The following is a 12,411-nucleotide window of genomic DNA, read 5'->3' as shown; positions in this document are numbered from 1 at the left end:
CCAGGGCGTCCGGCTCCAGGGGGAACGCCTGGAGCTGCACCCCGCCGGTGGTCTCCTCGCCGGTGACCTGCCCCTCGACGGTGGCACCGAGGCCGAGCGGGACGGCGACGAACTGGCGCACCGTTCCGTCGCCCGAGTTGATCCCGTCGAGCCAGGGCTGGCGGGGCAGCACCACGTAGTTCTGCGGATCGCGGGCCAGCCGGCCGGTCCAGGGCTTCCCCGAGACGGCGCACACCTTGCCGACGCCGACCTGGAGGGCGGCCGGCTCCGTCGACCCGCCGAAGGCCAGCCACATGGCCTCGCGCAGGTACACCGGCAGCATCACGCCGCCCTTGGCCCGCAGCTCCGCGGGGACCGTGTCCGGATAGTCCTCGACCCGGCGCAGCGGGAACTCCCCCAGCCCCGGCGGGAGCGCGTGCGTCCCCGACTCGGGGAGGCGCAGTGTCCGGATGAACCTGATACGTACCCCGTCGCCCAGCAGCAGGGTGTTCCCCTCGACCCGCGCCGCACCCATCGTCCCGCCCGTCGCCATGCACCAGCCCCCTTCTTCCGTCACGGTGCGCAGTCGCCGCAGGATCTCCGGCGGAACCGGATCGTTATCCTCAAGTTTTCCTCAGATGCAGTGACGCTGCGCCCGTCACCCTCCTAGCTTCCTCATACACGTGCCCTCGCGCCTCCGCGGTTCCGCACGTCCCCCCACGTTTTCCGCGAGGTACCCCCGTGGTTCCGCGTTCCCGAGGAAAGAGCAGCACATGAAGGTTCCCAAGGCCGGTGCGGTCGCCGCAGTGATCGCCCTCGCCGCCACCGCCTCCGGCTGTGGTGGTGAAGCCAAGAAGGAACCGATCTCCGTCGGCATCAAGTTCGACCAGCCGGGCATCGGCATGCGCGAGGCCGACGGCACGTTCACCGGTTTCGACGTCGACGTGGCCACCTACGTGGCCAAGGAGCTCGGGTACAAGGCGAACGAGATCGAGTTCAAGCAGGTCTACAGCTCCGACCGGGAACTGCTGATCCAGTACAACGAGGTCAAGTTCGTCGCGGCCAGCTACACGATCAACGACAAGCGCCGCGAGAAGGTCGACTTCGCCGGCCCCTACTTCGTGGCCCACCAGGACCTGCTGGTCCGCGCCGACGACAACTCGATCACCAAGGCCGAGGACCTCAACACCAAGCGGCTGTGCTCGGTGACCGGCTCCACCTCCGCGGAGAACGTGCGCAGCAAGCTGGCCCCGAAGGCGAGCGTGCTGGAGCTGGGCGGGTACTCGGAGTGCCTGGTGGCCCTGCAGGACAACCTGGTCGACGCCATGACCACCGACAACTCCATCCTCGCCGGGTACGCGGCCCGCAAGGGCAACGAGGGCAAGTTCAAGCTGGTCGGGCTGAACCTGAGCAACGAGAACTACGGCATCGGCATCAAGAAGGGCGACTCCGCGCTCCAGAAGAAGATCAACGCGGCGCTCAGCAAGATGGTCTCGGACGGCTCCTGGGAAGCGGCCGTGAAGAAGAACTTCGGCCAGGCGAACTACAAGTACGAGCCGGCCCCGCGCGTCACCGCGGGCGGCTGACCGGCCTCCCCCGCACCCGCGTGACCGAGGGCCCCGCCGATCCGGCGGGGCCCTCGGCCGTACCGTCCGTACGCCGCTACGCCAGCGGCGCCTTGGCGCGCAGCACCGTCAGGAACTCCCGCATCCAGGCGGAGTGGTCGGGCCACGCCCGGGCGGAGACCAGGGTGCCGTCGACCACGGCCTCGGAGTCCCGGAACTCGGCCCCGGCAGCCCGCATGTCGGGCTCCAGCGCCGGATAGGCGGTGACCCGGCGCCCGGCGAGGGAACCGGCGGCGGCGGTGATCAGCGGACCGTGGCAGATCTGGGCGATGGGCTTGTCGGCCCCGGCGAAGGCCGCCAGGATCCGGCGTACCTCGGGGTCGTTGCGCAGGTACTCCGGGGCCCGCCCGCCCGGGACGACCACCGCCGCGTACTCCTCGGGGACCACCTCGGCGAAGGCGACGTCGGCGGGCCAGGTGTAGCCGGGCTTCTCCGTGTAGGTGTCGAAGCCCTCCTCGAAGTCGTGCACGACGAACCGCAGCTTCTTGCGCGAGGGAGCCGCGATGTGGACCTCGTACCCCTCCTCCCGCAGGCGCTGGTAGGGGTAGAGGACCTCCAGGGACTCCGCCGCGTCGCCGGTCACGATGAGGATCTTCACTGCCATGGGCTGCTCCAGGGGCGCTGTCGACGGACGGCCGGGGCCGTCCGGGGCACCGCCTACCGTGCCCATGGCCACCGGGCGGCAAACCCCTTCGGCGAGCCCGTACGACACATGGTTTTAACCTGTTCGATACATGACAATGTGAGCCTCGCTCTGCCACCTGACACCCCGCCAACTGCCAGGGCGGGGGCGGTGCTTGTGGAGAGGTATCCCCCACGTCATGAGATTCTCCCGTACGGCCCCCCGGGCCGCCGGCCTCGCGGCCGCCGCGCTGTTCCTCATACCGGCCACCGCCACGGCGGGCCCCCAGCGGACGGCGGCGGCTCCCCACGCCGCGACCGCCGCGGCCACCGCGGCCAGCGTCGACGACTACTACGCGCCCGCCGCGGGCAAGACCGGCGCCGCGCTGAAGGCGGCGCTGCACGACATCATCAAGAACCAGTCCACGGTCACGTACGACGGCGTGTGGAACGCGCTGAAGGTCACCGACCAGGACCCCGCCAACCCGAACAACGTCATCCTCGTGTACTCGGGCCGCTCCCAGTCCAAGAACTCCAACGGCGGCGGGGTCGACGACTGGAACCGCGAGCACGTCTGGGCCAAGAGCCACGGCGACTTCGGCACCGCCACCGGGCCGGGCACCGACCTGCACCACCTGCGTCCCGAGGACGTCACGGTCAACAGCACCCGCGGCAACAAGGACTTCGACATGGGCGGCAGCCCGGTCGCCCAGGCCCCCGGCAGCTACACCGACGCCGACTCCTTCGAGCCGCGGGACGCGGTCAAGGGCGACGTCGCGCGGATGCTGCTCTACATGGCCGTGCGCTACGAGGGCGGGGACGGCTTCCCCGACCTGGAGATGGACGACAAGGTCAACAACGGCACGGCCCCGCTCTTCGGCCGGATCAGCCTGCTGAAGCAGTGGAACCAGATGGACCCGCCGGACGCCTTCGAGCGGCGGCGCAACCAGGTCATCTTCGACACCTACCAGCACAACCGCAACCCGTTCATCGACCACCCGGAGTGGGTCAACTCCATCTGGTAGCGGTCCCGGTGGGCCCGGCGGCTACTTGACGTAGATCTCGTCGAGGGTGTCGATGACCCCTTCCGCGTTCAGGTGGTAGCGGAAGGGGAGGCCCTTGTCCGGGTGGGTGTCCAGCCAGCCGGTCAGCTCGTGGGTGGAGATGGGCCTGCCCATCACCTCCGAGGGGAGGATCGGCGCCGTCGCGGTGATCTTGGCGGTCTCCGAGATCGGGAGGTACGTCCACGGGCCCGCCGGTTCGAAGCGCCCGGGGCAGCCGTAGGTGCCGTGCTGGACGATGAGACTGGTCATACCGCCCTCGGGCGTGTAGCGCTGCACGGCGATCGTGTCGGGCGCGACCGGCTTCCTGCCGTCGGGGCCACAGGGTGTCCCGGAGGGCGGGGCCGGCGCGGGGGGGGTACCTTCCCCGGCGGGGTGGCGGTCGCCGGGGCCTTGGGCGCCGCGCCGGTCTTCGAGGGGGCCGGCGCGGCGGCCGTGGCGGAGGGCGCCGCCGGCGCGGGCGCGCTGGGCTTCGCGTCCGGTACGGCGGCCTGGTCGTCGCCGTTCTGACAGGCGCTCAGCGCCAGCATCCCGCACACCGCGAGGGCGGCCATGGCCGCCTGCCCCCGTACCGCTCTCATGGTCTTCTCCCTCTGCGAGTTCCGCCGCCGCGCAGAACGTAGCCCCCGGGATCCGGCCGGGTCGACGGCCGGATGCGATTCGTCACCGGGCCGGGATCGGCTTGTTGCGGAGTGCGGACCTCCGGCCCCGGGCGGCGGAGGTCCGTGACCGCTCGGCGGTCCCGGCCGGTCAGGGAGCCAGACGGCCGGCGAGGGCCTGGAACTCGGACCAGGCCGCCTGCGGCGGGCGGGGGTCCCAGAGCTTCTGGGAGAGGGCCGCGAGCGGCATCCGGATGCCGGCGGCCACCTGGGCCGGGGTCTGGGAGCCGGCCAGGTCGCACCAGACGGCGAGGCGGGCGCCGAGGATCTGCGCGTCGTACGAGGCCGGGACGGCGGCGGTGCCGCGCAGGACGAGCGGGGTCCACTGTTCGTAGATCCGCTTGCCGGTGGGGTAGGTGAACTGGTTGGGCTCGCCGAGGACGTAGTAGAGGTACTCGTCGTTGAGGTTGACCACCTTGCGGCCCGTGCTCAGGTACTCCGCCGGCGGACGGGCTCCGTTCTCCTTGCCGGTCCAGTACTCGGCCTGGATGTCCGGGGCCGCCCGGGCGATTCCGCCCTTGAAGATCCCGTCGTTCCACGCCTTGAGGGCCTTGCCCGAGGGGCGGACGACCGCCGCCCGGTCGTTGAGCCAGCCCGTCGCCAGGTCCTGTACCCGGGCCGTGGCCCCGTAGCGGGCCCGCGCGGCCCGCGCGAGCTGCGGGAAGGAGGCCTCCGGGTCGCTGACGACCAGTGCCTGGTACTCGTCGGCGCCCAGGTGCCAGGCCCCGGCGGGGAACAGCGGCAGGAACTCGCGCAGCAGGTCGTCCACCAGCTTCGCGGACGCCGGGTCGGATATGTCCACGGCGCCCTTGACGGCCCGGCCCGCCGCGTCGCGCAGCTGCAGCTCCGGGTGGGCGCGCAGGACGGCGCCGAGGTGCCCGGGCGAGTCGATCTCGGGGACCACCGCGATGTGCAGCCGGGCGGCGAGGGCGGTGATCTCCCGTACGTCGGCCTTGGTGAGGTGCGGGGTGGAGACGATCTCGGGGTGGGTGTCCGACTCGATCCGGAAGGCCTGGTCGTCGGAGAAGTGCAGGCCGAGCTGGTTGAGTTTGAGGTCGGCCATCTCGCGCAGCCGGTCCTCTATCCAGGCGGGGGTGAAGTTCTTGCGGGCGATGTCGAGGTTGAGTCCGCGCTGCGGTTTGGCCGGGGCGTCCTTCACCGTGCCCTCGGGGGCCGAACCGGCGCCGCGTATCTCCTGTTTGAGGGTGCGGGTGCCGTAGAAGACGCCCGCCTCGTCGGGGCCGGTGACGGTGGCCCGGCCGCCTTGGACGGTGAGGGTGTACGACTCGGGCGGGCCGGAGCCCTTGGCGCCGAGCGCGAGCAGCACGTCGCCGGGCTGCGCCTGGCCGGACTCGGCGTACCCGAGGTGGAGTTCGCCGGCCAGCAGCTTCCCCTCGTCGGCGAGGGCGGCGCTGTCGGCGGGTGATACGAGGACCCGTGCGCCGGGAGCGGGCTTCCAGCCGGGGCCGTGGGCGGGCGTGTGCTCGCGTACGGACGGCACGGTGCGCGGGGCGGTGGACAGCGGGTACGAGGAGGCCGGCGGTGGGGTCGGGGTCGCGGAGGCGGGCGCAGGGGTGCCCCGCGGGGTGGTGGCGACGGGAGCCGCGCCGTGGTCCTGGGCCCCGGCGGAGCACGCCGGTACGGCGAAGGAGACCAGGGCGGCGGCCGCTGCCGTCGCGATGGTCCGTCCTCTTCGGAGCCTTCTGGTCGTCTGCCTCATGTGCACCGTTCCCCCGTACCAAGCTGGCACGGGGGAACGGGGTGCGCGACCCGGGGCGGAAGGGGCGGCCCGGGCCGGCGGGCTCAGGCGGCGGAGCCGGCGCGGCCGAGGGCCTCCAGGGCGGCCTCGCCGAAGCCGTGGTCCTGCTCGGGGGCGCCGCCGCCGATGCCCACGGCTCCGATGAGGTGGCCGTCGCGGTGGACCGGGAGGCCTCCCGCGATGAACAGCAGCGGCCGGTCGAGGGCGGTGGGCAGGGAGTGGAAGGGCCCCCCGGGGAGGACGGCCTCGGTGAGGGCGGCCGTGGGGGCGTTCAGCTGGAGGGCGGTGTAGGCCTTGCGGGTGCTGGTCTCGCCGGAGATCAGGACGGCCCGGTCGTCGCGGCGGAAGGCCAGGAGGTGGCCGCCCGCGTCCAGGACGGTGACGCTGACCGCGACCCCGGCCGCCTCGGCGGCGGCGCGGGCGGCGGTGAGGAGCAGTTCGGCGTCCTCGGTGGTCAGCGGGGAGACGGCGGTACGGGTGGTGGTGCGGGACATGGGGGTGCTCCTGTTGCGGGGGGGTGGGTGGGTGAGGGGATCAGTGGTGGACGGGGGCGGTGGCCGGGGAGGGGGCCGCGCCCGCGACGACCCGGCTGCCGGAGGCCGCGCGGCGGACCGTACGGCGTTCCAGCGCACCCGAGACGAGGGCCAGGACGAGGGCGGAGGCGGCGAGGGCGGCGCCGACCCAGTTCGGGGCGGTCCAGCCGAGGCCGGCGCTGATGACCAGGCCGCCGAGCCAGGCGGCGAGGGCGTTGCCCAGGTTGAAGGCGCCGATGTTGACGGCGGAGGCCAGGGTGGGGGCGCCGGAGGCCTGGTCGAGGACCCGCTTCTGCAGGGGCGGGACGGTCGCGAAGCCGAGCGCGCCGATGAGGGCGACGGTGACGGCGGCGCCGGCCTTGCTGTGGGCCGTGAGGGTGAAGGCGGCCAGGACCAGGGCCAGGGCGCCGAGGGAGACGTACAGCATCGGCATCAGCGCGCGGTCGGCGAAGCGGCCGCCGACCAGGTTGCCGGCGACCATGCCGAGGCCGAAGAGGACGAGCAGCCAGGTCACGGAGGTGTCGGCGAAGCCGGCGACGTTCGTGAGCATCGGGGTGATGTAGGTGATCGCCGCGAAGACGCCGCCGAAGCCGAAGACGGTCATGGCCATCGCGAGCAGCACCTGGACGTTGCGGAAGGCGGCCAGTTCGTGGCGGATCCGTACGCCCTCGGGGCGGGGCAGTTCGGGGACCAGCCGGGCGATGCCGAGCAGGCCGAGGACGCCGAGCGCGGCCACGATCAGGAAGGTGACGCGCCAGCCGAGGTGCTGGCCGATGAGGGTGCCGAGCGGGACGCCGACCACATTGGCCACGGTCAGGCCGGTGAACATCATGGCGATGGCGCCGGCCCTGCGCTCGGGCGCCACGAGTCCGGCGGCGACGACCGCGCCGATCCCGAAGAAGGCGCCGTGCGCGAGGGAGGCGACGACCCGGCCGGCCAGCATCACCCCGAAGGCCGGGGCGAGCGCGGAGAGCACGTTGCCGACGACGAACAGGCCCATCAGCAGCATCAGCATCCGCTTGCGGGGGACCCGGGTGCCGAGGACGGTCATCAGGGGGGCGCCGAGGACGACGCCGAGGGCGTAGCCGGTGACCAGGAGGCCCGCGGTCGGGATCGACACGCCGTACCCGGCGGCGACCTCGGGCAGCAGGCCCATGATCACGAACTCGGTGGTGCCGATCCCGAAGGCCCCGATGGCGAGGGCGAGGAGCGCGAGGGGCATGGGCTTGCGGCCTTTCGGAGTGGGGGGAGGCGGGACGGCCCGCAGGTTCGTTGCGGTAGCTGTTTACGTTCGTCGACATTAATTGCAGACGCGGGATATTTGCAAACGCGGGATATTTCGCACGGGGTCTATCCTTGGGTCCATGACGGCTGCGGACAGTTCACCGACCCCCCTCGCCCAGGGCTGGTGCGCCCTCTCCCTCCTCCACGGCCGGATCGAGGCACACCTGGAGCGGGCGCTCCAGGCGGGCCACGGGCTGAGCGTGCGCGAGTACTCCCTGCTGGACGTGCTCAGCCGCCAGCACGACGGGCCGGGCGGGCACCTGCGGATGCACCAGGTCGCGGAGTCGGTGGTGCTCAGCCAGAGCGCGACGACCCGGCTGGTCAGCAGGCTGGAGGACCGGGGCCTGCTCAACCGCTACCTGTGCGACACCGACCGGCGCGGCATCTACACCGACGTCAGCCAGGCCGGCCTGGACCTGCTGGCCGAGGCCCGCCCCACGAACGCCGCCGCCCTGCGCGAGGCCCTGGACGAGGCCGCCGGCCGCCCGGAGCTGGCCCCGCTGGTCACGGCGGTCGAGAACCTGCGCTCGTAGCGGACCCGCGCCCGGAGCGGACGTCGCCGCCGGATTTTCGTCCGGTCGGCGGCTTACGGCGCGCGCGGACGGGCTGCGAAGGTGAGGAGCGGTCCGGCGAACCGAGCGTGTTGGAGGACGACGCATGCCCTTGAGGAAGTACGGAGTACTGGCCGCGCGTGCCGTCGACCGGCACCGCGAGGGGGGCACCGACTCACCGCACTACGAGGTCCACCTCCGCGACGACGCCGGAACCCACTACCGGGCCGCCGTCAACGTCCGGTCGAAGGTCGCTCCGCACGAGCTGATGTACGTGGTCGTGGACGACTTCCGCCATCCGCTGACCCAGCAGCTGCCGGCCCCGGGCAGCGGCTGGAAGGGCCTGGCCGGCCAGGCCGGCGGCGGCGCGGCCCTCGACTTCGTCCGCGGCAACCTCTTCGACCCGGCCGCCATGCGGGTGCTGCCCCCGGACCTGCCCGGCGTCGACAACGACCTGTCCGACCTGTTCGACCACTACGTCCAGCGCGCCATCGCGGACCCCACCATCGCCCTGTACGTCTTCGGGGACCGCTTCGGCCCCGAGCCCCACGCCCACGACTCGGAGTTCGGGTTCCAGCCCTCCGACGGCGTGCACGAGATCCATATGAACCAGGGCAACAGCAAGGGCTTCGAGCCCCAGGACGGGGTCTGGCAGGACGGCGGGATGCTCTTCCACCTGCCCGCCGAGGACCGGTGGGTCGCGGTCTTCCTCGCCTTCCAGTCCCAGAAGTGGCACACCGACCCCGTCACCGGCCACGCGATCCCCGGTGCCCCGGACCGGCTCGCCGGCTTCGAGGCACCCCTGACGATCATCGCCGCCCTGGTGAAGGCGGCCGGACCGGCCGCCGGAGCCGGGACCGTGACCCTGCTGAACACCTCCGCCGCCACCGTGGACCTCACCGGCTGGTGTCTGGTCGACGAGGAGGGGCACCCGCTCCCCCTGCCCTCCCGGCAGCTCCCGGCGGGCAGCACGCTCGCCGTGGCCGCCGGTGACGGCGGCGGCTTCCGGCTCGGCGATCTCGGCGGCACCATCAGCCTCTGGGACCCCTCGGGCCTCAAGGTGCACGGCGTCGCCTACACCGCCCGGCAGGCCTCCGCCGAGGGCCGGACGATCACGTTCTGACCCGCCGCTACCCCTTCGTGGGCGGCGGGCTCGGGAACGCCGTCGGCTGCCCGGCGCCCGACCCCGCGGAGGGCACGGCCGAACCCTGCGCCGGTGCGTGCGTGGACGGCGGCGTCGGACGGGACGTACGGCCCGAGGACGACGGCGGACCCGGGGTCGGGGTGAGGTGGGACCCCGGGCTCTGCGACGGCGGAACCGAGGGCACGGCCGAGGGCGACGGACTCGGCGGCGTGCTCGGGGTCGGGGTCGGGACCGGGGTGAGCTCCGGCGGCGCGGCGGGCGGGGCCGGGCGGACCGGTGCCTCGTCGGGGCCGAGGACCAGGTACCCGGCCAGGGCCGCCGCCGCCAGCCCGGACAGGCCCGCGAAGGCCCAGGCCGAGCGGCGCAGCAGCCGCACCCGGGGCGCCATGACGTGCGGGCCGGGCGGTTCGGCCGGGCGCAGGGAGCGCACGGTCACCTCCCCGGCCCTGGCCTCCAGGGCCTCCCGGAGCCGGCGCTCCACGGGGCGTTCGCCGGTCATACCCGTCCCTCCAGAATCCGTTCCAGCGCGTCCAGGGCGCGGCTGGCGTTCGACTTCACCGAGCCCCGGCTGATGCCGAGGGTCTCGGCGATCTCCGCCTCGCTGAGGTCGGCCCAGTAGCGGAGCACCAGCACCTGGCGGCGGCGCGGGGTCAGCCGGGCCAGCGCCGCCAGGACCTCGCGGTGGGCCTCGTCCAGGACGACGGACGCCTCGGCGGAGGGGACGTCGGCCGTGACCGGCGGGACCCAGGCGCGGGCCGTGCGGCGGCGGCGCAGCACGGAGCGCGCGGTGTTGACGACGGCGGTGCGCAGGTAGCCGAGCGCGTTGTCCACCTCCGTGATCTCTTCCCCGTAGCGGCGGTACAGGGCGGTGAAGGCGTCCTGGACCACGTCCTCGGCGGTGCCCAGGTCGTCGACGAGGAGCACCGCGAGACGGACCATGGACAGCCGGTGGGCGTGGTACAGCTCGCTGACGGTCGGCGCGGGCGCGGTGTCGCCCGGGTCCCGGCCGGCCGTGCCGTAGGTGTACGGGTAGGGGCGCGCGCCGGGGCCGGCCGGCGCGGCGGGGGTTTCGCGGCGGGTGAGCCACCACCACAAGCCCCGCCACGCCCGGGGGGAAACGGGCGTGGCGGGGCCGGCGGGTGGTGCGAGTGCGAGCACGGGTGTCCTCAGTTGCCGGCGCGGCGCCGCACGGTGTAGAGGGCTCCGGCGCCCACGGCGACGAGCCCGGCCGCTCCGGCGCCGAGGGCGACGGTGGTCGCCGAGGAGCCAGTATGCGCGAGCTCGGCGCCCTCGCCGGAACCGGGCGCCGCCGAGGGGACGGCCGACGGCTGCCCGCTGCCGGGCTGCGGGACGGACGGGCTGGGCGTGGCGCCCGGGGGCAGGGAGGGCACGGCGGTGGGCTGTCCGTTGCCGCCGCCCGGGTGGGTCGGGGCCGGGCTCGGCTTGGCGCTGCCGGGGTGCGAAGGGACGGCGGTGGGCTGCCCGTTGGCCGGCTGGGAGGGAACCGGGTGCGGCGCCGCGGAGGTGGTGGGCGGCGCCGGCGTGGCGGAAGCCCCCTGCGCGGCGAAGGCCGGCCCGCCGAGGGCGAGGACCGCCCCGGCGGCGGCTGCGACGGCGGCCGCCCGGCGGGCGGACAGGGGAACGCGCTTCAGGTTCTTCACGTTGCATCTCCACGGTCGGTGCGAGGGCGCGGAACTTCGCCCTTCACCCCCGCACGACGCGTGACTCCCCGATCGGTTGCCGCCGTTCCCGAAAAACTTTCCGCGCCGCCGGCCGGCCCCCCGGCCGGGCCGGGAACACCGTCCGCCATGAGACGTGTCCGGCGGGATGGCGTCAACGCCGTTGATCTCGGATCCGGGTGCGCAGGGCCCGGCCCAGCAAGGAGACGCCCTCCTCGATCTCGGCGGCCGGGCCGGCCGCGTAGCCGAGGATCAGGCCGGGCGGGCCGGGGCTGATCCGGTGCCAGGAGAGCGGGTGGGCCTTGACGCCGAGGGTCAGGGCGTCGGCGGCCAGGGCGGTGTCGGGGAAGTCCGCGCCGTCGAAGGTGACCATCAGGTGCAGGCCGGCGGCCGCTCCGTGCACGCGCGCGCCGGGGAGGTGGCGGGCGACGGCGTCGAGCATGGCGTCCCTGCGGCGACGGTGGCGGCGGCGCACGAAGCGCAGGTGGCGCTCCAGTTCACCCGAGTCCATCAGCCGGGCGAGCACGAGCTGGGCGAGGACCGGGTTGCCGAGGTCGGCGTGGCGCTTGGCCTCCACGACCTCCTCGTGCAGCCGGCGCGGGACCAGCAGCCAGCCCAGCCGCAGCGCGGGGGCGAGGAGTTTGGACACGCTGCCCGCGTAGGCGACCGACTCCGGGGCCAGGGCCCGCAGCGCGGGAACGGGGGCGCGGTCGTAGCGGTGCTCGGCGTCGTAGTCGTCCTCCAGGACCAGCCCGCCGGCCGCCCCCCAGGCCAGCAGCTCCCGGCGCCGTTCCCCGTCGAGGACCACCCCGGTCGGGAACTGGTGCGCCGGGGTCAGCAGGACCGCCCCGGCCCCGCTCGCCCGCAGCGCGGCCACGTCCAGTCCCGCCCCGTCGACCGGTACTCCCACGGTGTCCAGCCCGCCGTGCTCCAGCTGCTGCCGGGCCCCCAGCGAGCCGGGGTCCTCCACCGCCACCCGGCGCACGCCCGCACCGGGCAGTACCTGCGCGAGCAGTCCGAGGGCCTGGGCGACCCCGGCGACCACGACGACCTCGCCGGGGTCGGCGCGGATGCCCCGGTTGCGGGCCAGCCAGCCGGCGACGGCCCCGCGCAGGGCGGGGGTGCCCTGGGGGTCCCCGTAGCCGAAGTCGGCGGCGGTGAGACCGGCGAGGACCCGGCGCTCGGCCTGGAGCCAGGCGGTGCGCGGGAAGGCGGTGAGGTCGGGTACGCCGGGCGAGAGGTCGATCCGGCAGGGCAGGGCGCGCAGCGCGTCGATCGGCCCGCCGCGCGGGGCGGGGCCGGCCGGGGCGGCGGGAGCGGCCGGCGGGGCCGCGACCACCACGGTGCCGCCCCGGCCGCGGCCCGCCACCTGTCCCGTCTCGGCGAGGCGCTGGTAGGCCTCCGTCACCAGGCCGCGGGAGACGCGCAGTTCGGCGGCGAGGACCCGGCTGGCGGGCAGCCGGCTGCCGACGGGCAGGGTGCCGTCGGCGATGGCGGCGCGCAGCCGGCCGGCGAG

Annotated in this window: 14 protein-coding genes and 1 pseudogene; 5 read left to right on the top strand and 10 right to left on the bottom strand. The window is 74.1% G+C overall.

Annotated elements, in window-relative coordinates; genetic code table 11:
- A pseudogene (locus tag VR44_RS22425) lies at positions 1 to 532 on the bottom strand (hypothetical protein); the annotation flags it as partial.
- A 220-nt stretch (positions 533 to 752) separates the two neighbouring features.
- Here VR44_RS22425 and VR44_RS22420 point away from each other — a divergent pair.
- The gene (locus tag VR44_RS22420) at positions 753 to 1,565 is read left to right on the top strand and encodes a glutamate ABC transporter substrate-binding protein (RefSeq protein ID WP_045949365.1); all 813 of its coding nucleotides are present in this window, start codon (positions 753 to 755) and stop codon (positions 1,563 to 1,565) included.
- 76 nt (positions 1,566 to 1,641) lie between these two features.
- Here the strand turns inward: VR44_RS22420 and VR44_RS22415 are convergent, their stop codons facing one another.
- The gene (locus VR44_RS22415) at positions 1,642 to 2,208 is read right to left on the bottom strand and encodes a DJ-1/PfpI family protein (protein ID WP_045949364.1); all 567 of its coding nucleotides are present in this window, start codon (positions 2,206 to 2,208) and stop codon (positions 1,642 to 1,644) included.
- A gap of 217 nt (positions 2,209 to 2,425) precedes the next feature.
- Between VR44_RS22415 and VR44_RS22410 the strand changes: the two genes are divergently transcribed.
- Positions 2,426 to 3,250: an endonuclease I family protein gene (locus VR44_RS22410; protein WP_094191839.1), complete on the top strand. Its 825-nt coding sequence runs from the start codon at positions 2,426 to 2,428 to the stop codon at positions 3,248 to 3,250.
- 21 nt (positions 3,251 to 3,271) lie between these two features.
- Here VR44_RS22410 and VR44_RS22405 read toward each other — a convergent pair whose 3' ends face one another.
- A complete protein-coding gene (locus tag VR44_RS22405; protein WP_045949363.1) occupies positions 3,272 to 3,565 on the bottom strand; it encodes a hypothetical protein in 294 nt (97 codons plus the stop codon).
- A 96-nt stretch (positions 3,566 to 3,661) separates the two neighbouring features.
- Between VR44_RS22405 and VR44_RS48495 the strand changes: the two genes are divergently transcribed.
- A complete protein-coding gene (locus VR44_RS48495) occupies positions 3,662 to 3,796 on the top strand; it encodes a hypothetical protein (protein WP_281187168.1) in 135 nt (44 codons plus the stop codon).
- Positions 3,797 to 4,036: 240 nt separating this feature from the next.
- On the opposite strand, the gene VR44_RS22400 is transcribed toward VR44_RS48495, so the two are convergent.
- The 3 genes from VR44_RS22400 to VR44_RS22390 form a co-directional block, all read right to left on the bottom strand.
- Complete coding sequence (locus VR44_RS22400) at positions 4,037 to 5,665, bottom strand: beta-N-acetylhexosaminidase (protein ID WP_045949362.1); 1,629 nt, start codon at positions 5,663 to 5,665, stop codon at positions 4,037 to 4,039.
- A gap of 83 nt (positions 5,666 to 5,748) precedes the next feature.
- Positions 5,749 to 6,198, bottom strand: a complete 450-nt coding sequence (locus tag VR44_RS22395; protein ID WP_045949361.1) for a GlcG/HbpS family heme-binding protein — start codon at positions 6,196 to 6,198, stop codon at positions 5,749 to 5,751.
- A 40-nt stretch (positions 6,199 to 6,238) separates the two neighbouring features.
- Positions 6,239 to 7,459, bottom strand: a complete 1,221-nt coding sequence (locus VR44_RS22390; protein ID WP_045949360.1) for an MFS transporter — start codon at positions 7,457 to 7,459, stop codon at positions 6,239 to 6,241.
- Positions 7,460 to 7,601: 142 nt separating this feature from the next.
- Between VR44_RS22390 and VR44_RS22385 the strand changes: the two genes are divergently transcribed.
- Together VR44_RS22385 and VR44_RS22380 are read left to right on the top strand one after the other, a co-directional pair.
- Positions 7,602 to 8,054, top strand: coding sequence for a MarR family winged helix-turn-helix transcriptional regulator (locus tag VR44_RS22385; protein ID WP_045949359.1), 453 nt, complete (start codon positions 7,602 to 7,604; stop codon positions 8,052 to 8,054).
- Positions 8,055 to 8,178: 124 nt separating this feature from the next.
- Entirely contained in the window at positions 8,179 to 9,195 is a 1,017-nt protein-coding gene (locus VR44_RS22380; RefSeq protein ID WP_045949358.1) for a DUF2278 family protein, read from the top strand.
- 7 nt (positions 9,196 to 9,202) lie between these two features.
- On the opposite strand, the gene VR44_RS41395 is transcribed toward VR44_RS22380, so the two are convergent.
- The 4 genes from VR44_RS41395 to pdxR all read right to left on the bottom strand — a co-directional run.
- On the bottom strand, positions 9,203 to 9,715 hold the full coding sequence (locus VR44_RS41395) for a hypothetical protein (protein WP_052713767.1): 513 nt from the start codon (positions 9,713 to 9,715) through the stop codon (positions 9,203 to 9,205).
- Complete coding sequence (locus VR44_RS22370; protein ID WP_045949357.1) at positions 9,712 to 10,374, bottom strand: RNA polymerase sigma factor; 663 nt, start codon at positions 10,372 to 10,374, stop codon at positions 9,712 to 9,714. The genes VR44_RS41395 and VR44_RS22370 overlap by 4 nt, the downstream gene beginning before the upstream one ends.
- Before the next feature lie 8 nt (positions 10,375 to 10,382).
- Complete coding sequence (locus tag VR44_RS22365) at positions 10,383 to 10,877, bottom strand: LAETG motif-containing sortase-dependent surface protein (RefSeq protein WP_052713766.1); 495 nt, start codon at positions 10,875 to 10,877, stop codon at positions 10,383 to 10,385.
- Positions 10,878 to 11,049: 172 nt separating this feature from the next.
- Positions 11,050 to 12,411 (bottom strand): MocR-like pyridoxine biosynthesis transcription factor PdxR (gene pdxR / locus VR44_RS22360; RefSeq protein WP_052713765.1); only part of this gene is annotated, 1,362 nt, incomplete at its 5' end.

The organism is Streptomyces katrae (assembly GCF_000966975.1).
In the GTDB taxonomy this organism is placed as follows: domain Bacteria; phylum Actinomycetota; class Actinomycetes; order Streptomycetales; family Streptomycetaceae; genus Streptomyces; species Streptomyces katrae.
Note: the sequence above shows the minus strand (reverse complement) of the source record. Positions and strands in the feature narration are given on the sequence as shown.

Coding starts and splice junctions, on each gene's coding strand:
- VR44_RS22420 (WP_045949365.1), top strand. CDS start 753: ATGAAGGTTCCCAAGGCCGGTGCGGTCGCCGCAGTGATCGCCCTCGCC.
- VR44_RS22415 (WP_045949364.1), bottom strand. CDS start 2,208: ATGGCAGTGAAGATCCTCATCGTGACCGGCGACGCGGCGGAGTCCCTG.
- VR44_RS22410 (WP_094191839.1), top strand. CDS start 2,426: ATGAGATTCTCCCGTACGGCCCCCCGGGCCGCCGGCCTCGCGGCCGCC.
- VR44_RS22400 (WP_045949362.1), bottom strand. CDS start 5,665: ATGAGGCAGACGACCAGAAGGCTCCGAAGAGGACGGACCATCGCGACG.
- VR44_RS22395 (WP_045949361.1), bottom strand. CDS start 6,198: ATGTCCCGCACCACCACCCGTACCGCCGTCTCCCCGCTGACCACCGAG.
- VR44_RS22390 (WP_045949360.1), bottom strand. CDS start 7,459: ATGCCCCTCGCGCTCCTCGCCCTCGCCATCGGGGCCTTCGGGATCGGC.
- VR44_RS22385 (WP_045949359.1), top strand. CDS start 7,602: ATGACGGCTGCGGACAGTTCACCGACCCCCCTCGCCCAGGGCTGGTGC.
- VR44_RS22380 (WP_045949358.1), top strand. CDS start 8,179: ATGCCCTTGAGGAAGTACGGAGTACTGGCCGCGCGTGCCGTCGACCGG.
- VR44_RS41395 (WP_052713767.1), bottom strand. CDS start 9,715: ATGACCGGCGAACGCCCCGTGGAGCGCCGGCTCCGGGAGGCCCTGGAG.